18 protein-coding genes are annotated in these 26,281 nt (G+C 66.9%); 6 read left to right on the top strand and 12 right to left on the bottom strand.

Annotated elements, in window-relative coordinates:
* The 4 genes from AC1DEY_RS20475 to AC1DEY_RS20490 all read right to left on the bottom strand — a co-directional run.
* Positions 1 to 890: N-acetyltransferase family protein (locus AC1DEY_RS20475; protein ID WP_476869576.1), on the bottom strand; the 890-nt coding region annotated here is incomplete at its 3' end.
* Positions 891 to 911: 21 nt separating this feature from the next.
* The gene (gene cydD, locus AC1DEY_RS20480; RefSeq protein WP_476869577.1) at positions 912 to 4,616 is read right to left on the bottom strand and encodes a thiol reductant ABC exporter subunit CydD; all 3,705 of its coding nucleotides are present in this window, start codon (positions 4,614 to 4,616) and stop codon (positions 912 to 914) included.
* 7 nt (positions 4,617 to 4,623) lie between these two features.
* Entirely contained in the window at positions 4,624 to 5,673 is a 1,050-nt protein-coding gene (gene cydB / locus AC1DEY_RS20485) for a cytochrome d ubiquinol oxidase subunit II (RefSeq protein WP_476869578.1), read from the bottom strand.
* A 54-nt stretch (positions 5,674 to 5,727) separates the two neighbouring features.
* Entirely contained in the window at positions 5,728 to 7,329 is a 1,602-nt protein-coding gene (locus AC1DEY_RS20490) for a cytochrome ubiquinol oxidase subunit I (protein WP_476869579.1), read from the bottom strand.
* 356 nt (positions 7,330 to 7,685) lie between these two features.
* Between AC1DEY_RS20490 and AC1DEY_RS20495 the strand changes: the two genes are divergently transcribed.
* Entirely contained in the window at positions 7,686 to 8,072 is a 387-nt protein-coding gene (locus tag AC1DEY_RS20495) for a BlaI/MecI/CopY family transcriptional regulator (protein ID WP_441409875.1), read from the top strand.
* A 6-nt stretch (positions 8,073 to 8,078) separates the two neighbouring features.
* Positions 8,079 to 9,068 carry a M56 family metallopeptidase gene (locus AC1DEY_RS20500; protein WP_476869580.1) on the top strand — a complete coding sequence of 330 codons (990 nt, stop codon included), beginning with the start codon at positions 8,079 to 8,081 and terminating at the stop codon, positions 9,066 to 9,068.
* Between the two features lie 45 nt (positions 9,069 to 9,113).
* Here AC1DEY_RS20500 and AC1DEY_RS20505 read toward each other — a convergent pair whose 3' ends face one another.
* Positions 9,114 to 11,222: a DNA gyrase/topoisomerase IV subunit B gene (locus AC1DEY_RS20505; protein ID WP_476869581.1), complete on the bottom strand. Its 2,109-nt coding sequence runs from the start codon at positions 11,220 to 11,222 to the stop codon at positions 9,114 to 9,116.
* A gap of 251 nt (positions 11,223 to 11,473) precedes the next feature.
* Here AC1DEY_RS20505 and AC1DEY_RS20510 point away from each other — a divergent pair, with 251 nt between their 5' ends.
* On the top strand, positions 11,474 to 11,695 hold the full coding sequence (locus tag AC1DEY_RS20510; protein WP_208748566.1) for a DUF7455 domain-containing protein: 222 nt from the start codon (positions 11,474 to 11,476) through the stop codon (positions 11,693 to 11,695).
* A gap of 287 nt (positions 11,696 to 11,982) precedes the next feature.
* On the opposite strand, the gene AC1DEY_RS20515 is transcribed toward AC1DEY_RS20510, so the two are convergent.
* The 7 genes from AC1DEY_RS20515 to AC1DEY_RS20545 all read right to left on the bottom strand — a co-directional run bounded on the left by AC1DEY_RS20515 (position 11,983) and on the right by AC1DEY_RS20545 (position 20,752).
* The gene (locus AC1DEY_RS20515; RefSeq protein WP_476869582.1) at positions 11,983 to 13,317 is read right to left on the bottom strand and encodes an RNA polymerase sigma factor; all 1,335 of its coding nucleotides are present in this window, start codon (positions 13,315 to 13,317) and stop codon (positions 11,983 to 11,985) included.
* A 284-nt stretch (positions 13,318 to 13,601) separates the two neighbouring features.
* A complete protein-coding gene (locus AC1DEY_RS20520) occupies positions 13,602 to 15,170 on the bottom strand; it encodes a DUF4192 family protein (protein WP_476869583.1) in 1,569 nt (522 codons plus the stop codon).
* Positions 15,171 to 15,385: 215 nt separating this feature from the next.
* Positions 15,386 to 16,261, bottom strand: a complete 876-nt coding sequence (locus AC1DEY_RS20525) for a hypothetical protein (protein WP_476869584.1) — start codon at positions 16,259 to 16,261, stop codon at positions 15,386 to 15,388.
* Positions 16,262 to 16,352: 91 nt separating this feature from the next.
* The gene (locus AC1DEY_RS20530; protein ID WP_476869585.1) at positions 16,353 to 17,009 is read right to left on the bottom strand and encodes a response regulator; all 657 of its coding nucleotides are present in this window, start codon (positions 17,007 to 17,009) and stop codon (positions 16,353 to 16,355) included.
* On the bottom strand, positions 17,006 to 18,265 hold the full coding sequence (locus tag AC1DEY_RS20535; protein WP_476869586.1) for a sensor histidine kinase: 1,260 nt from the start codon (positions 18,263 to 18,265) through the stop codon (positions 17,006 to 17,008). Before AC1DEY_RS20535 ends, AC1DEY_RS20530 begins: the two co-directional genes overlap by 4 nt.
* Positions 18,266 to 18,446: 181 nt before the next feature.
* Positions 18,447 to 19,778 carry an MFS transporter gene (locus tag AC1DEY_RS20540; protein WP_441409883.1) on the bottom strand — a complete coding sequence of 444 codons (1,332 nt, stop codon included), beginning with the start codon at positions 19,776 to 19,778 and terminating at the stop codon, positions 18,447 to 18,449.
* A gap of 35 nt (positions 19,779 to 19,813) precedes the next feature.
* Complete coding sequence (locus AC1DEY_RS20545; protein WP_476869587.1) at positions 19,814 to 20,752, bottom strand: proteasome assembly chaperone family protein; 939 nt, start codon at positions 20,750 to 20,752, stop codon at positions 19,814 to 19,816.
* Positions 20,753 to 21,151: 399 nt separating this feature from the next.
* Here AC1DEY_RS20545 and AC1DEY_RS20550 point away from each other — a divergent pair, with 399 nt between their 5' ends.
* The 3 genes from AC1DEY_RS20550 to sucB all read left to right on the top strand — a co-directional run bounded on the left by AC1DEY_RS20550 (position 21,152) and on the right by sucB (position 26,212).
* Complete coding sequence (locus AC1DEY_RS20550) at positions 21,152 to 22,693, top strand: leucyl aminopeptidase (RefSeq protein ID WP_476869588.1); 1,542 nt, start codon at positions 21,152 to 21,154, stop codon at positions 22,691 to 22,693.
* A gap of 270 nt (positions 22,694 to 22,963) precedes the next feature.
* Complete coding sequence (lpdA, locus tag AC1DEY_RS20555; protein ID WP_476869589.1) at positions 22,964 to 24,349, top strand: dihydrolipoyl dehydrogenase; 1,386 nt, start codon at positions 22,964 to 22,966, stop codon at positions 24,347 to 24,349.
* A gap of 123 nt (positions 24,350 to 24,472) precedes the next feature.
* Positions 24,473 to 26,212: a 2-oxoglutarate dehydrogenase, E2 component, dihydrolipoamide succinyltransferase gene (gene sucB / locus AC1DEY_RS20560; RefSeq protein ID WP_476869590.1), complete on the top strand. Its 1,740-nt coding sequence runs from the start codon at positions 24,473 to 24,475 to the stop codon at positions 26,210 to 26,212.
* The last annotated feature ends 69 nt before the right edge of the window (positions 26,213 to 26,281 follow it).

Below are 26,281 nucleotides of genomic sequence, written 5' to 3' on the forward strand. Positions count from 1 at the left end.
GCGTCGGCCAGCAACACCTGAGCGATGCCGCGGCCTCGGAACTCCCGACGGACGCCCAGGAGCTCTGTGTAGCCCTCACGGAAACCTCGGGTCTGGGCTCCTTCGGCGTCGTGGGTGGCCAGCTGGTAGCCGGCCACCGTCCCGGTGGAACGGTCCAGTACGACGCCGCTCAGGTCCGGCCGGGCTTGGGGATCGTTCACCACAAAACCCCACGATTCCTCGTCCCGGGGTTCGCTGCCCCAGTGATCCCGAAACGCCGAGTTGTGGGCCAGCCGCACGGGCTCATGCAGCGCCGGCCCAAACGTCACGAGCTCCAGTCCGGGATCCAGAACGACTGCGGGGACCGCTTGATTCAGCGGCCGGTGCATCTCGTTGTAATAGCGGATAATTTCGTAGCCCGAACCGGCGAACAAGGCCGCCTGGTGATCGTGCTGCTGCTCCATGTAGAGCCGCAGCCTCGGGCGCGGGGCCGCCGTGCGCGCGTCGCGGGCCTCGTCGGTTCCTCCCGCCGCCTGTGCGTCCTCGGCGAAGCGGGCCCGGGTCCGTTCTTCCATCCAGCCCAACAGCCCGGTGCCGATCCCGCTCCCCTGCCACTCGGGATCGACGCAGCCCGAGCCGTTTGCCTTGTCACCGTCGCGGTTCTTGGTGATCCGGGCGTAGGCGCGGGCAACGCCCTCTGGGTCGAAGCCGAGGATGGTGTTCGCCGCAACCGGGTTGTTCTTCGAYTCCAGGATCTGTTCSAGATCCGCCCGGCGYTCRAACCAGACGGGTTGTTCGACGGCGGCGGTCCGGGCGATCAGCCCSGCCCACGCRTCGAGGTCGCGGTGCTCTGCTGCACGCCAGAGAAGCCGGGGATCGAGYRGYGGCCGGGGCTCGTCGWCTCGGGTCATGCCAACAGGCTAACGGGCAGCCTACCCCCGCGCCAGCATCGCGGCCGGCGTCGGGCCTTCGCCAGCAGTRCCCGCGTCAGCGGCAGCCGCGGCRTCGAGGTCGAGCCTGGYGTCCGCGGCGTCAATATCGTTCGGGTTGTGGGTGACAAGGACGACGGTMCGGTCGCGCAGCCCTTCCCGCAGTTCGGCGAGCATGAGCCTGCCTGACTCCGCGTCGAGGTGCGCCGTCGGTTCATCGAGCAGAATGACGTCAGCTCCGGTCATGAGCGTGCGCGCAACGGCCAGGCGCGTACGCTCCCCGCCGCTGAGGAACGCCCCGCCCGGGCCGATCCGGGTATCCAGCCCGTCCTCAAGCCGGGCCAGCATCGGGCCGAGTCCGACGGCGTCCAGGGCCGCACGCATCTGCTCTTCGCCTCCGGCCGACGCAGCCTTCCCGGAGGCCGCCGGAGCAGGCTCCGGGCGGGCCAGCAACAGGTTGCCGCGGATGGTCGAGTCGAACAGGTGCGCCTCCTGCGGGCACCACGCGGCGCGGCCGCTCAAGTACAGGTGGCCGCCGGCCGCGGGAAGGAAGCCCAGGGTCGCGGCCAGCAGGGTYGATTTGCCGGAACCGGAGGCCCCGGTGACGGCCAGCCAACGCCCCGGCCCAGCCTCGGCGGTGAGTCCGGCAAAGACGTTSCCGCCGCCAGGCCACGCCACAGCCAGGTCCACGAGKTCAATTCCGGGCGCCCCTCCGGGCCGCGAAGCCACGGGCACCAGCCCGCCGGCAGCGGCGCCGTCGCCCTCAGGTTCATCATTCGCCCTTGAGTCCAGGACMCCGGCCTCGCCGATCCGCCGCAGSACGGCACGCAGCGCCGGGTACTGCCGCACGGCCGTGGTGATGGCCGCGTAGGGGTCCACCAGGGCAAGTTGCACGAGGACSACGACGGCGACCGTTGCCGGTTCGACGGCGCCGCTAAGGGCGAGCGGGGCAGCCAGCACGGCGGCGGCAAGCGCGGCCCCGGTGCACGCCAGGACGGTCAGTGCCTGGCCGAGGCCTTCGGCCCACGCCGAACGCTGGGAAGCGGCCGTCGCGGACCGRTCGGCCCGGSTGATCGCATCAAGCACGGGGGCGCTCACGCCGTTCGCCTGGAGTTCTGCACGGGCGTCCAAGGCGGCGGCGACGTCCCGGAGCACGCCGGARCGGAGTCTCTGTTCGGTGCCGGCGGACATCCGGTCGGCGGCCAGCGCGAGCGCAGGGGCAACGAGGAGACTCAGCACCGCTGCCACCCCCACGGCGGGCAGCGCCGCGGGAAGCAGCAGCCCGATCCCGACCACGGCGGACGCGGCGACAGCAACGGCAGTCACGGGAGGGAGCACGACGCGGGGCAACAGCTCCCGCACAGTGTCGACGTCGTCCACCACTGTGCCCAGGACGTTGCCGCCCTGCAGGAGCCGACGCAAAGACAGTGCCCGGCGGCTCAGCGACTCCCACAGCCGGCCCCGGAGCCTGGTCAGGGCGGCGAACACGGCGTCATGCAGCAGCAAACGCTCGGCGTACCGCAGGCACGCCCGGCCGATGCCGAAGAACCGGACGCCGACAATCGCGGTGAGCAGGTAGAGGATGGGMGGCTGTTCGCTGGCACGGATGATCAGCCAGCCGGACAGSCCKGCGAGGGCGACGGCGAASAGGGCCGCCAGCGTGCCTACGACTCCGGCGGCGGCRAACCGGCCCGCCACCGGGGCCAGCAGGCGGCGCAAGTGGGCGGCGACTGTTCCGGCCGGGCTTGCTGACCCGTCCGGATCWGCGGAGGTCACAGGCGCGGCGGCACGCGCCGGGCCGTTCGACGTCGGGGCTCCGCTCGCGTACGGCGACGGCGTCCCGCCTGGGGCTGGGCCAGGGCCCGAATCAGGGTGGGGGGATGCGTTCTGGGCCGAATTCGAGCTCGTCGACGCGACGCTCACGGCGGAACGCGCTCGGACGGCCGCAGCGTGCACGCCCAGGTCTCCCCCGGAAGTTGCCGGCAGCAAGGTCGCGGAGTCCGGATGCCCGACGCCGCCCTGCCCGACCCCGTGCTGCCCCCCACTGCGCGGCGCCACAGACACAAGCGCGTCGGCAAGGTCCCGGGTGTGCCGGTCGTGCGCGACGAGGAGTACGGTGACGTGTCCCCGGAGTCCGGCTAGGGCACGATTGACCGTCGTGGCGGATGCCCGGTCAAGATGGGCGGTGGGTTCATCCAGGAGCAGTACGCTGGCGCCTGCCTCGATCCGCGCCAGTCCGCGGGCCAGCGCCACGCGCCGCAGCTCCCCCGGGCTCAGCTCGGCCGGGTGCTTGGCGGCCAGGTGCTCCGCGGCCACCGCCGCCAGGCACCGCCGCGCGGCTGCATCGCTTTCTGAACCCGCCAAAGCACCGGCATTGGCGACGGCACCAGCCGAAGTACCGGTGCTGGCGTCGCGTCCGTAGGCGGGAACTCCGAGATACAGGCGGATCTCAGCCAGCACCGTGGACGCCACCATGACGGGGTGCTGCGGCACCCAGGCGACGTCCGCCGTCGTGAGTCCTCCAATGCATCCGGACACGTCAGTTCCCGTGCCGGTCCCGATGGTCCCAGCGAGGACTCCGAGCACTGTGCTCTTSCCGGCGCCGCTGGGGCCGTCAAGGGCYGTGATCMRGCCGGCAGCGGCSGTGAAGCTCAAGGGGCCRACGGCGGCGTCCGTGCGTCCGCCGAATCGAACGCTSAGCCCGWCRACGGTGACKGCCGGCGGTCCTGCAGTACCTTGGGCAGTGGCGGCGGACGGTGCGGGGAYCASYGMAGCGGCTCCCGGGTCCGCYAGGACSGCAGTGGTTTCGGCGAGCGCGGCCCGCCCTTCGTCGCTTGCGTGGTGTGCGGTGCCAAGCTCACGCAGCGGCAGGTAGCAGTCGGGGGCCAGGATGAGGGCCAGCAGGCCGGCCTCCAGCGCCATGTCGCCGTGAACSAGGCGTACGCCGATGAACACGGCCACCASGGCAACGGAAATCGTGGCGATGAGCTCCAGGGCCAGGGCGGAGAGGAAGGCCGTGCGCAATGTCCCCATGGTCCGGGAACGGTATTCCTCGGACATGTCCTCCAGTGCCTTSCGCTGGGCGGTGGCCCTTCCCAGGCCAACGAGGACGGGCAGGCCCTTGGCGAGTTCGAGCATGTGGCCGGAGAGCCGGGCCAGTGCGGACTGGGCTTCCCTGACCCGTTCCTCTGTGTACCGGCCGATCAGGATCATGAACAGYGGCACCAGCGGCACGGTCAGCACGATCACCACAGCGCTGATCCAGTCGGCGAACAGGATGCGGGCGCCCAGCAGCAGCGGGATGGCCGCGCAGTTCACCAGTGCGGGCAGGAACTGGGTGTAGTAGTTGTCCAGGGCATCCAGCCCCCGCGTTGCCAGGATGGCGAGGCCGCCGTCGGTAGGCCCGGYMCGCCGCGTTCCGTTCCTGAGCGCCTGCTCCAGMAGYTKGTTGCGGAGCTCTTCCTTGACSCCGAGCGCCGCCCTTCGCGAGGCCACCGACTGCCCCCACACGGTAAGTGAGCGCAACACGGCCCCGGCAACCCCGAGAACCARCTGGTCCGCCCAGCCGGGGTCATGCGCCACGAGCCCGGCGAGCATGGATGCCACTGCCTGGGCCATCAGCACAAGGGACAGCGCCTTCAGGGCAGCCAGCAGGCCCAGCAGGTAGAGCGCGGAACGRGTCGCCGGGCCGGCGGGGAAGGGTCGCATCAGGGAGTTAGTCCTTAGGTGCCAGTGCTTTGGCGGCGATCGCGGGAAGGAAACTGTGGGCCTCGGGAATGTGCGCCGCGCTCACCCGGCGCCGGAACACCCAGTATGTCCAGGCCTGGTATGCCAGGACCAGGGGCAGACCGATGCAGGCCACGATGCTCATCAGGCCCAGGGTGTAGTCCGAGGATGAGGCGTTGGAGACGGTCAGGTTGAACGCKGGATCCAGCGTGGAGGGCAGCACCACGGGGAAGGCGGCACCGAAGATTGATGCGCTGCCGAGGAGGAGGAACACCCCCAGCGACATGAAGGCGCGGCCCTCGGCACCCTTGCGGGCGAAGTTCCACGCGAGAACCGCAGCCACGACGGCGGCGACGACAGCGGCCATGGTCCAGGCCTCGCCGCTGAGCAACTGCAGGCTCACCGCCCAGCCGGCGATGGGCAGGAGCAGTGCGGGCAGCAGCCGCACGAACCATGCCCGTGCCCGGTGGCGGACTTCGCCGTCGGTCTTCAGCGCCAGGAAGCCCAGCCCGTGCAGGAGGGAGAACCCGACGACGGCGAGGCCACCGAGCACGGCGTAGCCGCTGAACCAGGCGAAGGGCCCGCCCACGCGGTCGCCGTTGGCATCCAGCGGCAGTCCTGTGGTGGTCAAGGCCAGCGCGGCGCCGACGCCGAAGGCCGCGACGAACGACCCTGCCGAGATAGCCCAGTCCCAGCGGGCGCGCCACTTCGGGTTGTCCACCTTCCCGCGGTATTCGAAGGCGACGGCACGGAAGATGAGCGCCACGAGGACCAGCAGCAGCGGCAGGTACAGCGCGGAGAACAGGGAGGCGTACCACAGCGGGAAGGCCGCGAAGGTGGCACCCCCGGCAGTGAGGAGCCAGACCTCGTTGCCGTCCCAGACCGGGCCGATCGTGTTGATCAGGACGCGGCGCTCCGTGTTGTTCCGGGCGAAGACTTTCATCAGCATGCCGACGCCAAGGTCGAAGCCCTCGAGAAAGAGATAGCCGGTCCACAGCACCGCGATGGCAATGAACCAGATGGTGGGTAGCAGTTCCATGCTGAGAATCCTCTGCGCTTTTCTTGGGGGTGGCTGGGTTAGGTGGACGGGCGGTTAGTAGGCAAACGCCAGGACGTCGTCGCCGTCGGGTTTGCCCGGCGTCCCGTCCGGAGGCGTGCCATCCTTCGGCGTGTCTTTTGGTGCGTGTGCGAGTTCCGGCATGGCCGAGGCCACGCCGCCGCGGATGTATTTGACCAGGAGCTTGACCTCCACCACCAGCAGCACCGCATAGATGGACGTCAGGACCACGAGGGAGGTCAAGATCTCACCCGCCGAGACTCCCGGTGAGACTGCCGCGGCGGTGAACATGAACACCTGGTCCACTCCGCTGGGGTCCGGGTTCGGGGCGACGACGAACGGCTGGCGGCCCATCTCGGTGAAGATCCAGCCCGCGGCGTTGGCACCGAACGGTGCGAGGATTCCGAACACCGCCAGGCGCATGACTCCGCGTGAGGCGGGAACGGTGCCCTTGCGGGTGGCCCACAGGGCTACAAGGGCGGCGAGGGCGGCCACACCGCCGAAGCCGATCATCATCCGGAAGCCCCAGTAGGTGACTTCCATGACGGGCACGTACTGGATTTGCTGGCCGGCGCGGTCCCCGTAAATGGGGTTGTCCGGCAAGGTGGTGCCGTACTTGGCCTCGTACTCGCCCAGCAGGCTGTTCACGCCCTTGACCTCCGTGGTGAAGTCGCCTTTGGCCAGGAAGGACAGGATGCCGGGGATCTCGATCACGGCCTTGATGTCGTCGCAGTTCCTGGAGCCGACGTTGCCGACGCTGAGGACCGAGAAGCCGGTGCCGTCGTGGCAGGCTGCCTCGGCGGCGGCCATCTTCATGGGCTGCTGCTCGAACATCAGCTTGCCCTGCAGGTCCCCGGTGACGGCKGTGCCSGCGAAGGAAATCATSGCGACRACGGCGCCGATCCGSAGGGAGCGGATCCAGACGGTGTGGTCGTTGCGGTCCCTGCCGAGGATTCCGGCGGCTTCGCCGGGAATGACCTTGCCGTCGGCCCCGACCGTGTCGATACCGTCGTGGCGCCGCCGCCACAGGTGGTACCAGGCGATCCCGAGGAGGAAGGCCCCGGCGACGGCGAGGGCACCGAAGAGGGTGTGCGGCACGGCGACGAGGGCGGTGTTGTTGGTGAAGACGGCCCACGCGTCGGTCATGACGGGCCGGCCGTTGACCATTTCGACGCCGACGGGGTGCTGCATCCAGCTGTTGGCCACGATGATGAAGTAGGCCGAGAAAACTGAACCAATCACGGCGACCCAGAGGCAGGCCAGGTGGACGCCGGGCTTGAGTTGCTTCCAGCCAAAGATCCACAGGCCAAGGAACGTTGACTCAACGAAGAAGGCCAGGAGCGCTTCCATGGCCAGCGGGGCGCCGAACACGTCACCGACAAAGCGGCTGTACTCGCTCCAGGCCATGCCGAACTGGAATTCCTGCACGATTCCGGTGGCGACGCCCATGATGAAGTTGATCAGGAAAAGCTTGCCCCAGAACTTGGTCATGCGCAGATACTCCGGCTTGCCGGTGCGGTACCAGAGCGTCTGGATCACAGCCACCAGCAGCCCAAGGCCGATGGTGAGCGGCACCATCATGAAGTGGTAGACGGTGGTGATTCCGAATTGCCAGCGTGCGATTTCCAAGGCGTCCAAGGCAGTCCCTACTTTTGGCTAGGTCCGAGCAACTTCTACGTGGCGTAGAAGTGCGTCTTCTACAGAGTGTAGAACACAATGGCACTTCCCCGTAACTCAGACTCCCACGGCGCGTCACGGCCTGCAATGGCCGAATTGCCCCGCCTCCAGCCTCCCCTTTCGGCCCCCGCACGGGCCCCGACCGGCCCCCTCCGCCCGGCTGCGCGACACGCCGGGAGGCCGTGTTCTACTTCATGTAGAAAGAACGCGCAAAACACGGTAAATTTGGTATCAAAGTATTCACATACACCGCACCGGCAGGCTCCAGCGTTTCCCCAGCATCACGCCGGCGCGGCAGTCATAGAAGGATGTACGCCATGGCAAGTCTCGGTGAACTGGAACGGGCAGTGATGGATCTGCTCTGGGCAGGCCAAGAAGCTGCGACCGCCAACACGCTGCGGGACCTCCTCGCACAGAGCACCCGGTCCCAGGACGGCACCGCCGGACACGAGGGCAAGGACCTCGCGGTCACCACCGTACTGACCGTGCTCTCGCGCCTCGAGCGGAAGGGGCTCGTGGAACGTGAACGCGGCACCCGCCCGCACCGCTACCAGGCCGTCTCGAGCCGCGCGGACCACACCGCGGAACTCATGCACGAGGTCCTTGGCTCGGCACCGGACCGCGAGGCAGTGCTGGCCCGGTTCATCGGTTCGGTCACGGATAACGAGGCAGAGACCCTGCGCAAGCTGTTGGGCCGCAGCTAGCGCCCGATGTTCTGGACCTCATATTTCCTGGCGGTCCTGGCGATAGTGCTGGCGTGGCCGGTGCCTGTCCTCCTCTCGCGCGCCCAGTGGCCGGCGCGCTCACCCTTCATGGCGATGCTGCTGTGGCAGGCGATCGCCTTGGCCGGCGGGCTGTCCATGATCGGGGCCATGCTGGTCTACGGGCTCGAGCCCATTGGCGATAACCTGCTTTCCGGCCTCCGCGCGCTGGCGGGGATGGTCTTCAACAATGCCCCCACCACGGATCTGGGCTTCTGGCACATTTTTGCGCTCTCGGCCGCAGCCCTGCTGACGGCCCACCTGGTTTTCACCCTGCTGCTGACCTACTACAAGATCCAGCGCCAGCGCCGGCGCCACCGGGAGCTCCTGGACCTGCTGGCCTCGCCATCCTCGGACGGCCCGGGAACCGTGGTCCTGAACGTCGACTCGCCCGTCGCGTACTGCCTGCCGGGCGGCGCACGCTCGGTGACGGTTCTCTCCGACGGTCTCATGGCCGCACTGGAACCCGATGAGCTCCGCGCCGTGTTGATTCACGAGAACGCCCACCTGAGCCAGCGCCACCACCTCCTGCTGTGGGCATTCGCCGCGTGGCGCCAGGCCCTGCCGTGGCTCCCCACCACCCGGCTGGCGCAGGAGTCGGTGAACTCCCTCATCGAAATGCTCGCCGACGACGTCGCACTCAAGACGGAGAGCAAGGCCACGCTCATCCGGGCGATTGCCATTGTGGCCAGCGGTTCCCCGGCCACTCCGGGGGCACGCCTGGCGTTCGGCGAAACAGGCCTGCCCGACGCGGACCCCAGCCAGCCCGGCGCCACCGGAGGCAGTGGCTCGGCGGGTACGACGGCATCCCGCGTCAGCCGCCTTCTCTCGCCCCGGCCGCCGCTGTCGGAACCGCTGAGGGTCGCCGTGCTCGCATGCTGCGTGCTGCTGCTTGCCGTGCCGACGGCCCTGCTGCTTGTCCCGGGCCTGCTCGGCTAGGCAGTTCAACCCGACCGGCGGGAAACCCCGCCGGTCCCGCCGTCGTCAGGCGTCGATGCGCTCCCGGTCCAGGTTTGCGGCTCCGGCAATGATGAAGTCCTTGCGCGGCGCCACGTCGGATCCCATGAGCAGGTCGAAAGTATCCTCGGCTTGCTTGGCGTTCTCAATMCCGACCTTSCGSAGGGTCCGGTGSCGCGGGTCCATGGTGGTYTCSGCSAGCTGCTCGGCRTCCATYTCGCCSAGGCCCTTGTACCGCTGGATCGGYTCCTTGTAGCGCTTGCCTTCCTTGGCGAGSCGSGCCAGCAGRACGTGSAGCTCMGCYTCGGAGTAGGTGTAGATCATCTCGTTGGCCTTCTGGCCGGCATTGACCACCTCCACACGGTGCAGCGGCGGCACGGCGGCGAAGACCCTGCCCTCGTCGATCATGGGACGCATGTAGCGGAAGAAGAGCGTGAGCAGCAGCGTCCGGATGTGGGCGCCGTCGACGTCGGCGTCGGTCATCAGGATGACCTTGCCATAGCGGGCGGCGCTGATGTCGAACGTCCGGCCGGAGCCGGCCCCCACGACCTGGATCAGGGCCGCGCACTCGGCGTTGGAGAGCATGTCCCCCACCGAGGCCTTCTGGACGTTCAGGATCTTGCCGCGGATCGGCAGGAGCGCCTGGAAGTCCGAGGACCGGGCCAGTTTGGCTGTACCGAGCGCGGAGTCACCTTCGACGATGAACAGTTCGGAGCGTTCGACGTCGTCCGTGCGGCAGTCGGCGAGCTTGGTGGGCATGGAGGAGGTTTCCAGCGCGTTCTTCCGGCGCTGGGTTTCCTTGTGGACGCGGGCCGAGATGCGCGACTTCATCTCGCTGACGATCTTTTCCAGCAGCAGCGCAGACTGGGCTTTGTCGTTGCGGTTGGCAGAGGTCAGCTTGGCGTTGATCTCCTGCTCCACCACTTTGGCCACGATGGCCCGTACTGCCGAGGTGCCCAGGATTTCCTTGGTCTGGCCCTCGAACTGCGGTTCGGCCAGCCGGACGGTCAGGACGGCGGTCAGGCCCGCGAAGATGTCGTCTTTTTCGATCTTGTCATTGCCGGCCTTGAGTTTGCGGGCATTGGTCTCGACGGCCTTGCGGAAGGTCTTGAGCAGGGCCTGTTCGAAGCCGGACTGGTGGGTGCCGCCCTTGGGCGTGGAAATGATGTTGACGAAGGTGCGGACCGTGCTGTCGTAGCCGATCCCCCAGCGCAGTGCGACGTCGACCTCGCAGTCGCGTTCGACCTCCGCGAGTTGGCTGTGGCCTTTCTCGTCGAGGACGGGAACGGTTTCCTTGAATTTCCCGGCGCCGTGGAGGCGCCAGATGTCCGTGATGGCCGGGTCTGCGGCGAGGTAGTCGACGAACTCGGAGATGCCGCCGTCGTGGTGGAAGATCTCCTCATGCGGGCCGGATTCGCCGGGTGTGCCGGGAAGCTTGCGTTCGTCCCGGACGGTGAGCTTGAGCCCCGGGACCAGGAACGATGTCTGGCGGGCGCGTGAGGCGAGGTCCTCGTAGGAGAACTTGGCGTCGGGCGTGAAGATCTGCCGGTCCGCCCAGTAGCGGATCCGGGTGCCGGTGACGCCGCGCTTGGCTTTGCCGACGACGTCGAGCACGGAACCGTCGATGAAGGGTTCGAAGAGGGTCGCGGGGTCCGGCTTCGTGCCCGGATCCTTGAACCGGCCGGGTTCGCCCCGGCGGAACGACATCTTGTACGTTTTGCCGCCGCGGTCCACCTCGACGTCGAGGCGGGCCGAGAGCGCGTTGACCACGGAGGCACCCACGCCGTGCAGGCCGCCGGAAGCCGTGTAGGAGCCGCCGCCAAACTTTCCACCGGCGTGCAGCTTGGTAAAGACCACCTCAACACCGGTCAGCCCGGTCTTCGGCTCGACGTCCACGGGGATGCCACGGCCGTCATCGTGAATCTCCACCGAGTTGTCCGCGTGGAGGATGATCTTGATGTCGTGGCCGAAGCCGGCGAGGGCCTCGTCGACAGAGTTGTCGATGATTTCCCAGAGGCAGTGCATAAGTCCGCGGGAATCCGTGGAGCCGATGTACATGCCCGGGCGCTTACGGACGGCCTCGAGGCCCTCCAGCACTGAGAGATGCCGGGCGGTGTAATCAGAACTGGGTGCCACGGGTCGTGAACTCCTTACAGGTTCGGGACTGCCCCCGCGGTGTGCGCAGGGATGCAGTCACAGTATTTAACGCTCTTCCTAGGTTAGTCGGACTCCGGGTCCTCCCCGGTTTGCCACTCCCCGCACGCGTTCTCCGGCGGCGCTCCGTTACGCAGACGTGATACGCGGACAGCGAAAGTGGGCCATCCGTGCCATGGATTGGCCCCGAATGCTGGTTATATAGGTATACCGATCTACTAAGGAGGCCGAACATGACAACAGCAGTTGCGGACCGCACACTGACCGCCGCAGACCGGTGCGATCGTTGCGGAGCACAGGCATATGTCCGGGTTGTTCTCGGTGCCTCCGGCGGTGAGCTTCTCTTCTGCGGCCACCACGCACGCGCCGTAGAACCGACACTGAAGCCGCTCAGCTCAGACTGGCACGATGAGACCGACCGCCTTCACGAGAAGGCACCGGTCCCGGTCGACTAGACCGCGCCGGTCCCCGCCCGGTGCCCCCAATAGGGTTCCCCGGGCGACCTTAAAAAGCTCAGACCAAAGTCATCAGACCTATGCATCAGGGCCTCTCCACACCGGAGGGGCCCTGATTCGTTAACTGACGCGTAAACCGACGTGTCCGCTGTGGGCCGCGCCGTGTGGAATGGCGGCGCCCGGGAACAGCAACGCGGGGCCGCTTCCGGCCCATTCCTCCGAGGAAGATGGGCGGAAGTGACCCCGCGTTGTTGTTGGACTGCCGTTGGGCCTGTGGGCCGTGGGACTTAGTCCAGGTAGTCGCGCAGGACCTGTGAGCGCGACGGGTGCCGCAGCTTGGACATGGTCTTGGATTCGATCTGGCGGATGCGCTCACGCGTCACACCGTAGACCTTGCCGATTTCGTCTAAAGTCTTCGGCTGTCCGTCGGTGAGGCCGAACCGCATGGCAACCACGCCGGCTTCGCGCTCGGACAGTGTGTCGAGCACCGAGTGCAGCTGTTCCTGCAACAGGGTGAAGCTCACTGCATCCGCCGGAACCACGGCTTCGGAGTCCTCGATGAGGTCGCCGAACTCGGAGTCGCCGTCCTCGCCAAGCGGGGTGTGCAGCGAGATGGGCTCGCGGCCGTACTTCTGGACCTCGACGACCTTTTCCGGCGTCATGTCGAGTTCGAGCGCCAGCTCCTCCGGGGTGGGCTCGCGGCCGAGGTCCTGCAGCATCTGGCGCTGGACGCGGGCCAGCTTGTTGATGACTTCCACCATGTGCACCGGGATGCGGATGGTGCGGGCCTGGTCGGCCATGGCGCGGGTGATCGCCTGGCGGATCCACCAGGTGGCGTACGTGGAGAACTTGAAGCCCTTGGTGTAGTCGAACTTCTCGACCGCACGGATCAGGCCCAGGTTGCCTTCCTGGATCAGGTCCAGGAACAGCATGCCGCGGCCGGTGTAGCGCTTGGCCAGCGAGACGACGAGGCGGAGGTTGGCCTCCAGCAGGTGGTTCTTGGCGCGCTTGCCGTCGTGGATGACGAATTCAAGCTCACGCTTGAGCTTCGGATCCATGGTGCCGTCGTCGGCGGCGATCTTCTCCTCGGCGAAGAGGCCGGCCTCGATCCGCAGGGCCAGGTCCACTTCCTGCTCTGCGTTCAGCAGGGCGACCTTGCCGATCTGCTTCAGGTAGTCCTTGACGGGGTCGGCGGTGGCGCCGGCGGACATGACCTGCTGCACCGGGGCGTCGTCGTCGTCGGCATCGGAGTACACGAAGCCGGAGCCGGTGGTGGCTGCGGCCTTGCCGGCTACCTCTTCGCCTTCTACTTCGTCACCGAGTTCGGCGGGGTCCGGCGTGATGTCGTCGAGATCCTCATCGGCTTCGACTTCATCGTCATCGCCGGATGATTTGCCGGCGGCTTCTGCCGCGGCTTTGGCGCCGGGCTTGGGCCCGCGCTTCTTGGGCTCAGGCTTGGCGACTCCGGTTAAGGTGTCGCCACCCTCTGCGGAAGCGGCGTCCTTGACTGCCTTGTTGGCTGCGCGCGTAGCGGCGCGCTTGGCGTTGGTCGCCGCCTTCTTCTCATCAGGGGACATTTCGGCCTGGTCGGCGGGTTCCTTCTTCGCGGAAGACGGGGTCACTGAAAACCTTTCTAGCTGCGGTCTGCGGAATCACCATACGGGCAACACCACTATGACCCTGTCAAGTCCGTGTTCAACATCAGGTGCGATCACGGCCAGCAGAGCCACTAAGTAGAACTGCTGGGGCGGCCTTAATGTTCCCTGTTTCCAAGGTTCATTGAGGGCACTTGATACACGGACCCAACCGGGTCGCGGCAACCATTGTCTCACGGTTTTCCCCGTGAGTGCCTTTCGGGACGCCGGGTCCAGAATATTGCAGTGGGTTCTCAGGCTCCGTCAGGCGCTCATGCCGCGTCAGGCGCAAACTTCTGCCAGGCCGCCTCCCGCCTGGCCGCCCAGCCGCATAGCGTGCCGCGCCGGCCCAGCTCTGCCAGCAGTTCCGCCAGCCTGTACCCCGGGTGTTCCTGCAGGGCCTGGCAGTACAGGGCATCAGCGTACGAGCCGCGGCCGCGGCACCATTCGATCCAGCCACGTGCCGTCACGGCGGCGGCAGTGGACTCCCCGTAACCAAGACGGCCGAGCTGCTCCAGGACCCGTTCGAGGCCAACCATCAAAGTCCAATCCGGAACCGATGGCGCCAGCCCGAGCAGCACCTCACCGTAGCCGGGGACCGCGTCGGTGCCCGGAACGACGCCGGACGCCTCCTGCAGGGCCGTCTGCGGCTTGGACGGGGAACCAGCGGTGGAACCGGAGGTGGTATCGGAGACGGTACTGCGCTCCGAGCCGAACCGCGGCCCTGCAAGAGGACTGGGCGTCGGTCGGAGCCGTGATGCGGGTCTGGTTCCGGAGGGGAAGGCGGACCACGCTTCCGTGTCGAACATGCCGAAGTCCTCTGCCCCGCGTTCGGCCGCTGACCGCCCGGCGGCCGCCATGACGAGCACCGCGTCCCGCCACGAGGGTACGCATAGGCTGGCCCGCAGGTAGCTAGCCAGCTCCGGCGGCAGCTCGAGCGGGCCGTCCGCGGTCGTCCTGGGATCGGAGCTGCTGGGATCGGAGTTGCTTGGATCGAGGCTCATCTTGCTGGGCGTCGCGGTATTGGGGACGGAGACCCCCGGTGCCGGGGAGTCCGAGGTGGCGCCGAAGGGACCCTGCTGGACGGTGGCAGCCTGCATGGCCGTCGTCCAGACGTCGAGCACCTGGTCGAACTGTGCCCGGTCGCGCCGGCGCGGGGAGAATTGCTCCGCCCAGCCGGACTCGGCGGCAAGCATTGCCGGGTCCACCGGCAGTGGCGGCGCCTGCGTCACGTGCGTGCCGGGGGCGGCGCCTACACTGCTGCCGCGGTAGACCATCTCGGCGTTGAGCCTGCTGTTTTTGATCTCCTCAACCGGGCGGCCGGTTGGGCCACAGCATTCCGGATCACTGCAGTGCGCGCTGCGCCAGAATTCGGCACCGATAATCCACGCGTCCCTCAACGGCATTCCGGCTGCTTCAAGGGCAAGTTCGAGTTCGTTGAGCAGGGCAGCCCACTCCGTGCCGTCGCTGTTCGTGTCAGTGCCGTTGTCAGTGTGGGCGTCAGTGAAGAAGGCCAGCAACGATCCGTCGGCTGCCTCGTCCGCCTGCAGGTAGCTCACAACATTCCGAGCGAAGGCGGCCAACATGGCCGTGCGGCCGGATCCGGAGCGGTGTTTGCGGGCGGTGCTGCCGCGGCCGCCTGTTATGGGCTCATCCAAAGGGTCACCGCCGCTGCCGCCACCGCCGGATGCGGGGAGGTCTACGCGCAATGTGGCTCCGAGCCGTTTGCCTTGCAAGGTCATGGCCACAAGGCTGTTTTCCGGCCAGTAGCCAAGGGAATGCGGGATGAAGCCGAGGATGTCCTCGGGGCCGGTAATTCTCAGGTGATCGGGAGCTGTCATGAGCCCAGCTTCGCGGTTGGCGCGACCCCGCGGCATCCGCGGATTGCGCTATGTGGATAACCGGGTGCCGCCAAAGGTGTCATCCACTTCCGCCAAGGAGTCGACGCTACCGCCCAGCTCGCAACCAATGGGACGGCACCGGCACTCCGACCCGGCAGGGTCATGTCACCCCCGAATGCTGACAGGACCCTGCCGGATTGTCGTGCCGCCGTCGATTACTTCGCGGCGGGTCCGCCCAAGGCTGCCGCGTTCGCCGCGGCGATTCGGCGAATCTCCTTGACTTTCTCGATCTGCGGAGCAAGCTCCTGCATGCGGGTTGTCAGGTACTTGTCCAGGACTTTGTCCAGCGCGGAGTGGAACCCGGTCTTGTCCCGGCAGACGGCGTCGGTGACGGCGATTCTGAACTCTTCCTGGCCACCTGCAGCCTTACCCGCCTCGGCCGCCTGGCGCGGGTCCGCAAAGGAGGGGTAGGGACTCTCTTTCATGCAGTCCGCCCAGCCGGTGACGGCTTTGGCAATTCCTGAGTCGCCGGAGGCGGACAGACTGGCCGGGAGGACTGAGTTGTAGGCGATGCCGGTGGCGAGCATGTAGTTTTCCGCGCTGCCGTAGATCTGTGCCATGGCTTCGCCGCGGCATCCAGCCGAGGACGTTCCCATACCGCCCACCGTGGACATTGACGCGGTATCCCCGGGGCCGGTGAGTGCCTTGGTGAAGGCCGGATTGGCGAAGAGTTTGCCGTCCGCGGACCCGGGAGCCGGCTCGTGGGGTCCTTGTGGCCCGGTGCTGGCGTAGCCGCTGGCCTTGGCGGCCTCGACCGTGAGCCGTTTGAATCCGATGGCCCCGTTGAGGTCCATGGTCATCTCGGAGCTTGGCGGCGTGTAGTCAAAGCCGGCCTGGGCCATGCAGCGCCGGACAGCCTCCCGCATGCCCTTTTCGGCGACCGGATCTGTTGAGGCGTAGGCCTCTGCTTGGCGGATGACGCCGGGGGCGGGCTCCGGGGACGCGGTGACCGACGCGGCCGGGATGGCGGCAGCAGCAAGCGCGGCGCCGGTGCCGAGGATCAGCACTGCTGCGCCGAAGATTTTCTTCATGGTGGACTCCTTCGATTGATTTGGGCAATGCGGCGGCCGGCCTTGCCCCTGTGGGAAGGCCTCGGCGGCTGGGACGGTGCAGCGGTGGCGGCTAGTTGAGGACGTTGTTTTCGTAGGCAAACGCGACTAGCTGGATGCGGTTCTTCAACTTCAGTTTCGCCAGGATGCTGCCCACGTGGGACTTCACGGTCGCCTCGCTCAGCACCAGTGAAGCCGCGATCTCGGCGTTGCCTAGCCCTTTTGCGGTTAGCAGGAATACGTCGCGTTCCCTGCCGGACAGCTCTGCCAGAGCAGCGTCGTTCCCGGCAGAGGGCGTGGTGTAGTCGCGCAGCAGTTCGTTGGTGATGGCCGGTGCGATGACCGAGTGCCCGGAGTGGACCGTTCGGATGGCGGCCAGGAGGAAATCGGGGGTGGTGTCTTTGGTCAGGAAGCCGGCAGCGCCGGCCTGGATGGCCCGGACGACGGCTTCGTCATGCTGGATCGTGGTCAGAACGATGATCTTGGTGGCAGTTCCACTGGACTTTGCCAGGATTGCCCGTGTGGCCGTAATGCCGTCCATAACAGGCATCCGAATGTCCATCAGGAGCACGTCGGGGCTTTTCTCCTGCACGAGGTCGACGGCGGCCTCTCCGTTGACGGCTTCGCCTACAAGATCCATGTCCTCCTGGCTGCGCAGGATCATCTTGAGTCCGGCGCTGAACAGTGGCTGGTCATCGGCCAAGGCAATCCGAATCGGGGTGACTGTCACAGCAGCGCTCCGTCCAGGACCGGAACTTCAGCTGTCGCGGGAATTGAATCCGGATACCGGTCAGGTCCCGTCGCAGGGAGGAACGCCAGCACTTCGAAGACCTCTTCGCCCCGGACTGTTTCCACCCATCCGCCGGCAGCTGAGGCTCGGGCCTTCATGCCCACTATCCCGCGACCAGATGTGGTGGTCTCCGGCGTCCCGCCTGGGCCGGTGATCAGCGACGATCTGCTACGAAGTTCGAGGGAGTCCGCGGTCCAGACCAAATACAGGTGCGTGCCCTGGCTCCGGTCCCCGTGTTTGAAGGCGTTGGTCAGGCTTTCCTGTGCCAGGCGATAAACGGTCAGCTCCTGGGCGGCGGTCAAGTCCCACGGTTCGCCCGTAGTTTCGATCGTGACAGGCATGCCGCTGGCGCTCAGCCGTTCGGCTAGAACCCCCAGATCTTCAACCCCGTGAGTCGGGTGGCCGCTGATCGCCGCGGAGAAACCTTCGATCAGCCGGCGGGTTTCGACCAGCGCAGTCCTCGCCGATTCGGCGATGATCTTGGAGGCCCCTTCGACGGATTCCGGTTCTGCGCGGTGGATGAAGCGAATCCCGTCGGCCTGGGCCACGATCACTGTCAGCGAATGCGCCAGGACATCGTGCAACTCCCTGGCGATTCTGTTGCGCTCCTGTTCGAGAGCGAGTTCGGTCGTTGTTTCCCGGAGCCGGCTTTCGGCTGCGAGCTGCGCTCTCCGGCTCCGGGATGCGCTATGTGCTGTCATGCCTACGGCCCAGGCGGCGAGGTTGAGGGCGGCGAACGCTCCGAAAATCAGAAAAGCGTATGTGAAGGTTCGCAATAGACCCGTGCCGTAGATCGGGCTGGCGAAGATGACGTTGATCCAGGTCTGGTCGGCGAACCAGTTCACGGTTGTGATGCCGGCGAATATGACGGCAGACACGGGTGCCACCCACCGGTTACGGGTTCGCCAACCGATGACGGCGAAGAAGATGACCACGGGAACCGCAACGTAGCTCAGGACGCCGGACAGGAAGACCGGCTGGAGGACCGCGAGGCTCTGCATTACCAAGGCGGCGAAGACAAGCCCAAGGGCGGCCGCCGGCAGGATCTCGGCCACCGCGACACCCGTCAGGAGCGCCAGCAGCAGGGCACTGTTCTGGTCGAAATGGCGCTCCTCCAGGATAAGGAGGGTCCCCATGAGCAGCACAGCCGTGGCCGGTGCCGCGAAAGGTCTCAGCGACTGGATCGTTTTGAACATGCCTTCACCCTAAGCGGGCTTCCACACCAGGGAGGCTGATTCTGAGTGAGTTCCACCCGGATGATGAACAACTTCACTCTCACGGATGATCCATCTACCGGGCCTGGCGTTGCGGAGGCACGTTCACTTCGGCGCAGGTGCCATGAGCGTCTGCCCCAAACCGCCCCCGCCTAGCAACGGTTCAGGGCGTGCGGCGACGCTCGGCGACCAGCCTGCGCTGCGCGGCGAGAGTCTTGAGCAGCGGCGGAACCATGACGCCCTGGGCAGCCATCTGGCGCCGGACTTTCCGCCGGGTGGTGATGATGCCAATGGCTCCCCCGGCAAGCAGGAGGAACTGCACGCTGAGGGCGACGCGGAACGAATCCAGGCCGTACAGCTCCCCCTGGGAGAACCCGCTGGCATGCAGGAGGTCGAGCATCAGCCCAATGAGGTAGATGGACACGAGCGCGGCGATGAAGCCACCCACGTTGACGATTCCGGTGGCGGTGCCGAGGCGGTGCGCCGGGTTGAAGGTCCGGGCGAAGTCGAAGCCAATCATGGAGCCGGGACCGCCTACGGCCAAGGTCACCACCAGAACGGCCAGGAGCCACAGTGGTGCGCGTCCGGGCAGCAGCAGAACGGCTGCCCAGGCGGCAGCGGTGCAGCCGGAAATCAGGAGCACCATGGTGGAGCGACGCAGCGGGTGCCGGGCAACGAATCTGCCCATCAGGGGTCCGGCGGCAATGGCGGCGGCGACGTACAGCGACATGAGTGCCGAGACTGTTCCCCGGTCCAGTCCCTGGGCGGAGATCAGGAACGGGTAGCCCCACGTCATGGCAAAGACCGTGCCGCTGAACTGGACTGTGAAATGGCTCCACAGCCCGAGCCGGGTCCCGGGTTGCCGCCAGGCGTGCCCTAGGGAAATGCCTGTGGCCCGCAGTCCCTGGGACTTTTCCGGAGCGGGGTGCCCGGGCGGAAGGTCCTGGAGCAGGAGCAGCACCAGCACGACGGCGAGGCCCGACATCGCCGCAAGCGTCAGGAAAGCAGGGGTCCACCCTGCGGCGTGCAGGATCATCGCGAACGGCACCACGCTGAAAAGCTGGCCCAGCTGTCCGGACATGCCGGTCAGCTGCGTCAGCAGCGGCACCCGGGCCGGGGCGAACCAGAGCGGGATGAGCCGGATCACGGAAATAAACGTCATGGCGTCCCCGGCGCCCACCAGGACGCGACCCAGGACTCCGCCGGGGATGTTGTCGGCAAAAGCCAGTTGCAGCTGGCCGAGGCCCATCAGGACGCCTCCGCCGGCCAGCATGGCACGCGAGCCGAACCGGTCCACGAGGATGCCCACGGGAATCTGCAGCGCGGCATAGACCAGCAGCTGCAGCACGGTGAAGAAGGAGATCTCGGCCGCGGTGGCGTGGAAGCGTTCCGTTGCCTCCAGGCCGACCACCCCGAACGAGGTGCGCTGGCTGACCGCCACCAGATAGGCAAAGATCCCAACGATCCAGATCAGCCAGGCGCGGGGAGAGGTCACTCCCCCATTATGCCCCGGTCCTTCATAAATAGTATTTATTCGCCGGGTTCTTTACGGGCCAGGTACGCTTCCACGGCGGCGCCCAGGGCATCGGCGTTGGGAATCTGGTCGTTCTCGTCGGCCAGCAGCGACCGCCGGACCGTCCCCTCTGCCTTTTCGTCGTACCGGGTCTCCAGCCGTGAGACCACCTGCTGCACTTCCTCGGACGCCTCGATCTGCTCGGCGATCTGCCGGCCCACTTCACGGCCTGCCTCGCGCAGGCGGTCCGTCGGCAGCATCAGGGACGTCGCCGCGCCGAGGTACTCGAGTCCGGCCACGGCGGCCGTGGGGTACTCGGCTTCGGCCAGGTAGTGCGGCACGTGGATCACATAGCCGGCAACGTTCCGGCCCGCTTCCGTCAGCCGCAGCTCCAGGATGTGGCCCACCGCAGCCGGAACCTCCACGGTCGGTTTCCAGACGGAGATGCCCTCGATCAGCTCGGGCCGGTTGCCGTGCACGGTTACCCCGACCGGCCGGGTGTGGGGCACGGGCATCGGGATCGAATGGATCCAGGTGACGAGGTTGACCTCCAGCTCCTCGACGATCCCGACGACGGCGCGCGCGAAGCGCTCCCATTGCAGGTCCGGCTCGAACCCGGCAAGGAGCAGGAACGGGCTGCCCAGCCCGTCGACGAGCCGGTACAGGGCCAGGGTAGGTGCCTGGTAATCCTGCAGGTGGTCTTCGACAAAGCTGATCTGCGGGCGCCGGGACCGGTAATCGATCAGCTGGTCGGCGTCGAACTCGGCAATCATCTCGGCATCGAGCGTGTCCAGCAGTTCAGCCGTGATCTGCCGGACAACGTGGCCGGCGTCGGCGAAGCCGGTGAACCCCATGACGAGGTTGAGTCCGCGCAGTTCGGTGCTGGAGAACAGCGCGTCATCACGGATGTAGAGCGACTGGGGATCCAGCAAAGAGCCGGAAATCCGTTCAATCACGGCGTGTTCCTTTCACGATGGCGGCGATGGGAGAAGCGGGGTGCGGTCCCTCGTCTGGACAACCAGGCAAATTCTGGACAACCAGGCAAATTCCGCACAGTCAGGCAGGTCCTGCCGCACGGCCAGTCCCAAGGGGGATCACCGCATGGCAGCGCCGCTATCTCTAACAACGCCCCGGCGCCCGGGCTAATTCCTGCCCGGGGTGTGCTCCAGCTCTCATTCGATTGAAATTCCGGACTGCCAAGAGACTACGATCGGACATGGCCCCAGGGCCTGTAGTACAGACACCGGGTTGTGTCCCAGACCGACGGCGCCCCCGGGATCCGTGGCAGGGCGCCAAACATGCAGCTCCTGCCGAATATCACCGAGAACCATCACAGAGAATTGAGGACTGTCCTCGTGGTCAAGAATAGTGAAGTCAAACTTAGTGCAGTCGCAGGGGATTTGAAGAAGTCCCCCAGCGACGCCCTCGTCATCGGCGTCGGACAGGGTCCCGACGGGCCCGTCCTGCTCGACAATCCGCTGACGGCCAAGGCCGCGGAGGCCCTGGCGGAATCACTGAGCGTTCTTGGCATCACCGGCGCGGCCGACCAGGCCCACCGCCTGCCGGGCCTGCCCGAGGTTGGCGCCACCATCCTGCTCCTCGCCGGCGTCGGCAAGCTGCCGGCGACTAAGGTCTCGGCGACGCAGCCGCTGTCCGAGGAAGCCCTGCGCCGCGCCGCCGGCTCGGCTGTCCGCCAGCTGGCCGGCGTCAGCACCGTCACCCTGGCATTTCCGACGACGACCCTCGCCGAGGTCGCGGCGGTCGCCGAGGGCGCCGCGATGGGCGCCTACTCGTACACCGAGTTCCGCTCCTCCCGGGACGGGCTCAAGGATCCGGTGAAGAATGTCGTCATCCGCACCGACTTCGCCGCGGACAAGGCGCTCCAGCCGGTCCTGAACCGGGCGTCCCTGATCGGCACGGCCGTGAACGCGACGCGCACCCTGGTGAACCAGCCGCCGAGCCACCTCTACCCCGAGACCTTCGCCGACGCCGCCAAGGAGCTGTCAAAGGGCCTGCCCGTCAAGGTTACGGTCTGGGACGAGAAGCGCCTCGAGAAGGAAGGCTTCGGCGGCATCCTCGGCGTCGGCAAGGGTTCCACCCGGCAGCCGCGCCTCGTAAAGGTCGAGTACACCCCGGCGAAGGCCACCGCCAAGATCGCCCTCGTGGGTAAAGGCATTACCTTCGACACCGGCGGCATCTCCATCAAGCCGGCCCTGGGCATGGGTGAGATGAAGAGCGACATGGCTGGCGCCGCCGTCGTCCTTAACACCGTCCTGGCCCTGGCGGGCCTCGGCCTGCCCGTCAAGGCGACCGCGTGGCTCTGCATCGCCGAAAACATGCCCTCCGGCGCCGCCCAGCGTCCCGCAGACGTCCTGACGATCTTCGGCGGCAAGACCGTCGAGGTCCTCAACACCGACGCCGAGGGCCGCCTGGTCATGGCTGACGGCATTGTCGCCGCCAGCCAGGAGTTCCCCGACGCCATCATCGACGTCGCGACGCTCACCGGCGCCCAGCTGATCGCCCTCGGCGACCGCACCGCCGGCCTCATGGGCTCCGAGTCCCTGACCGGTGCCATCAAGGCCGCCGCGGACCGGGCGGGCGAGCTCGTATGGCCGATGCCGCTGCCGGAAGAACTGCGCGCAAGCCTGGACTCCCAGGTCGCGGACATCGCCAACATTGGCGAACGCCATGGCGGCATGATGACCGCGGCTGTGTTCCTGCGCGAATTCGTGGGCAAGGGCAAGGACGGCGAACAGATCCCGTGGGCCCACATCGACATCGCCGGCCCGTCGTTCAACAACGGCAGCCCCTACGGCTACAACCACAAACAGGGCACGGGCTGCACCGTCCGCACCCTGGTGGCCTACGTCGAGGACATCCTCGCCAAGACCGCCTAGCCGCACTGCGGTCCAGGCTTCCGCGCGCTTTGTGACCGGGGCTGTGATGCCCCGGCCACAAAGCCGCGTGACACTGGACACAAAGCGCTCCACAAACGCCTTGGCAAGGTGGAGCATGTATTAGTGGTTCGCTAAGGTGAACTGCGGTAGACCCAAATGAAGTAGTCACAAATGAAAGGGAACCGGCCCGCTGGCATAATCACGGCAGGCAAGTTCCAAGACCAGATGATGCGTACTCTCGTGTCATCGTTCACGCGAGGGAGCGTTTTAGTGGCCGATCAGGCAACTGCGCAAGAATTCGACATCCTGGTACTCGGCGGCGGCAGCGGCGGCTACGCCACCGCGCTGCGTGCTGTCCAGCTCGGCCTCACCGTCGGCCTCATCGAAAAGGGCAAGCTCGGCGGCACGTGCCTCCACAACGGCTGTATCCCCACCAAGGCGCTGCTGCACTCCGCAGAGCTGGCGGACCACGCCCGTGACGCGTCCAAGTACGGCGTCAACGTGACCCTCGACAGCATCGACATCAACGCTGTCAATGCGTACAAGGACGGCATCATTGCCGGCAAGTTCAAGGGCCTGCAGGGCCTGATCAAGGGCAAGAAGGGCATCACCGTCATTGAGGGTGAGGGCAAGCTTCAGGGCACCGACACCGTCGTCGTGAACGGCACCGCATACAAGGGCAAGAACATTGTCCTCGCGACCGGCTCTTACTCCCGCACCCTCCCGGGCCTGGAAATCGGCGGCAAGGTCATCACCTCCGACGAAGCACTCACCATGGATTACATTCCCAAGAGCGCGATCATCCTGGGCGGCGGCGTGATCGGCGTCGAGTTCGCCTCGGTCTGGAAGTCCTTCGGCGTCGACGTCACCATCGTCGAAGGCCTCCCGTCGCTGGTTCCGAATGAGGACGCCACGATCGTCAAGGCCTTCGAGCGCGCCTTCAAGAAGCGCGGCATCAAGTTCTCCACCGGTGTCTTCTTCCAGGGTGTCGAGCAGAACGACGACGGCGTCAAGGTCACCMTGGTGGACGGCAAGACGTTCGAAGCCGACCTCCTGCTCGTCGCCGTCGGCCGCGGCCCGGTCACGGCCAACCTCGGTTACGAAGAGGCCGGGATCACGATCGACCGCGGCTTCGTCATCACCAACGAGCGCCTGCACACCGGCGTCGGCAACATCTTCGCCGTCGGCGACATCGTTCCCGGCGTCCAGCTGGCGCACCGCGGCTACCAGCAGGGCATTTTCGTCGCCGAAGAGATCGCCGGCCTGAAGCCCGTGATCGTCGAAGACGTCAACATCCCCAAGGTCACCTACTCCGACCCCGAAATCGCCACCGTCGGTTACAGCGAGAAGGCCGCCAAGGAGAAGTTCGGCGAGGACCAGATCCAGACCCAGGAATACAACCTTGCCGGCAACGGCAAGAGCTCCATCCTGGGCACGAGCGGCCTGGTCAAGCTGGTCCGCCAGAAGGACGGCCCCGTGGTTGGCGTCCACATGATCGGCGCCCGCATGGGCGAGCAGATCGGTGAAGCCCAGCTGATCGTGAACTGGGAAGCCTACCCGGAGGACGTGGCCCAGCTGGTCCACGCCCACCCCACCCAGAACGAATCCCTGGGCGAGGCGCACCTGGCGCTGGCTGGCAAGCCGCTCCACGGCTAACTGCCCCCGCACCACCGCAAGAACTCAGAGTTTGGTGCACCCGGCCCGAAATGCCGGGTGCACTAAGCTCGACCAAGGCAGCAATCATCCGCACTAAAGATCAATAAGGAGAACGGGGACGATATGTCTGAATCCGTTAACTTGCCCGCCCTCGGTGAGAGCGTCACCGAAGGAACCGTCACCCGCTGGCTCAAGCAGGTCGGTGACCGGGTAGAGGTGGACGAGCCGCTGCTCGAAGTCTCCACCGACAAAGTAGACACCGAGATCCCCTCTCCGATCGCCGGCGTGATTGAGGAAATCCTTGTCGCCGAAGATGAGACCGCTGAAGTTGGCGCCCCGCTGGTGCGCATCGGCTCCGGCGACGCCGCCCCCGCCGCCGCAGAGGCTCCGGCCGCCGCACCCGCCGAAGAGGCCCCTGCTGCAGCCCCGGCCGCTGAAGAGGCACCGGCCCCCGCCGCCGAAGCCCCCGCCGCACCGGCCGCCGAGGCACCTGCCGCGGCTCCGGCCGGCGAAGGACACGACGTCACGCTGCCGGCCCTCGGTGAGAGCGTCACCGAAGGCACCGTTACCCGCTGGCTGAAGAGCGTCGGCGATACCGTCGAGGTCGACGAGCCGCTGCTCGAGGTCTCCACCGACAAGGTCGACACCGAAATCCCGTCCCCGGTTGCCGGCACCCTGCTGGAAATCCGCGTGAACGAGGACGAGACCGCCGAGGTCGGTTCCGTCCTGGCCGTCATCGGTTCCGGCGCCGCAGCCCCCGCTGCCCCGGCACCGGCAGCAGCACCCGCACCGGCTCAGGAAGCTCCGAAGCAGGAGGCTCCGGCTGCACCCGCACCGGCAGCAGCTCCCGCTGCCCCGGCTCCGGCTGCACCCGCACCGGCAGCAGCCCCGGCCGCATCGGCCGCTCCGGCGGCAGCAGCCGCATCGGCAGAATCCGGCTACGTCACTCCCCTGGTCCGCAAGCTGGCCAACCAGCAGGGCGTCGACATCGCCTCGGTGACCGGCACCGGCGTCGGCGGCCGCATCCGCAAGCAGGATGTCCTGGACGCTGCCGAGGCACAGGCCGCACCGGCCGCAGCCGCACCGGCAACCACCTCGGCTCCCGCCGCCGCCGCCCCGGTCTCTGCTGCCGCGTCGGCACTGCGCGGCACCGTCCAGAAGGCCCCGCGCATCCGCCAGGTCATCGCCCGCCGCATGCGCGAGTCCCTGGACATCTCCACCCAGCTGACCCAGGTCCACGAGGTCGACATGACCAAGGTGGCCAAGCTGCGCGCCAAGGCCAAGAACTCCTTCCAGGCCCAGAACGGCTCCAAGCTGACCTTCCTGCCCTTCATCGCCAAGGCTGTTGCCGAAGCGCTGAAGCAGCACCCGAAGATCAACGCCTCCTACGACGAGGACAAGCAGGAGATCACGTACCACAACGCCGAACACCTGGCGATCGCCGTGGACACCGACAAGGGCCTGCTGGTCCCGGTCATCGCCGACGCCGGCAACCTGAACCTCGCCGGCCTGGCCGGTAAGATCGCCGACGTCGCAGACCGCACCCGCAACGGCAAGATCGGCCCGGACGAGCTCTCCGGCGGAACCTTCAGCATCACCAACATCGGTTCCGTGGGCGCCCTCTTCGACACCCCGATCATCAACCAGCCGCAGGTCGCCATCCTCGGCACCGGCGCGATCGTCAAGCGCGCCGTGGTGGTCTCCGATGAGAACGGCGATGACTCGCTGGCCATCCGCTCCATGATGTACCTCTCCCTGACGTACGACCACCGCCTGGTGGACGGCGCCGACGCGGGACGCTTCCTGCAGACGCTGAAGGCACGCCTCGAAGCGGGCGCGTTCGAAGCAGACCTGGGCCTCTAGGCCCCCGGCAAAACGTTAGACCCACATCGACGGCGACGGCGGTGCGGGACCGGTGGACAACCACCAGTC

Source organism: Arthrobacter sp. 05T47 (assembly GCF_056395825.1).

Coding starts and splice junctions, on each gene's coding strand:
- AC1DEY_RS20510 (WP_208748566.1), top strand. CDS start 11,474: ATGACAACAGCAGTTGCGGACCGCACACTGACCGCCGCAGACCGGTGC.
- AC1DEY_RS20500 (WP_476869580.1), top strand. CDS start 8,079: ATGTTCTGGACCTCATATTTCCTGGCGGTCCTGGCGATAGTGCTGGCG.
- AC1DEY_RS20525 (WP_476869584.1), bottom strand. CDS start 16,261: ATGAAGAAAATCTTCGGCGCAGCAGTGCTGATCCTCGGCACCGGCGCC.
- sucB (WP_476869590.1), top strand. CDS start 24,473: ATGTCTGAATCCGTTAACTTGCCCGCCCTCGGTGAGAGCGTCACCGAA.
- AC1DEY_RS20535 (WP_476869586.1), bottom strand. CDS start 18,265: ATGTTCAAAACGATCCAGTCGCTGAGACCTTTCGCGGCACCGGCCACG.
- AC1DEY_RS20520 (WP_476869583.1), bottom strand. CDS start 15,170: ATGACAGCTCCCGATCACCTGAGAATTACCGGCCCCGAGGACATCCTC.
- AC1DEY_RS20495 (WP_441409875.1), top strand. CDS start 7,686: ATGGCAAGTCTCGGTGAACTGGAACGGGCAGTGATGGATCTGCTCTGG.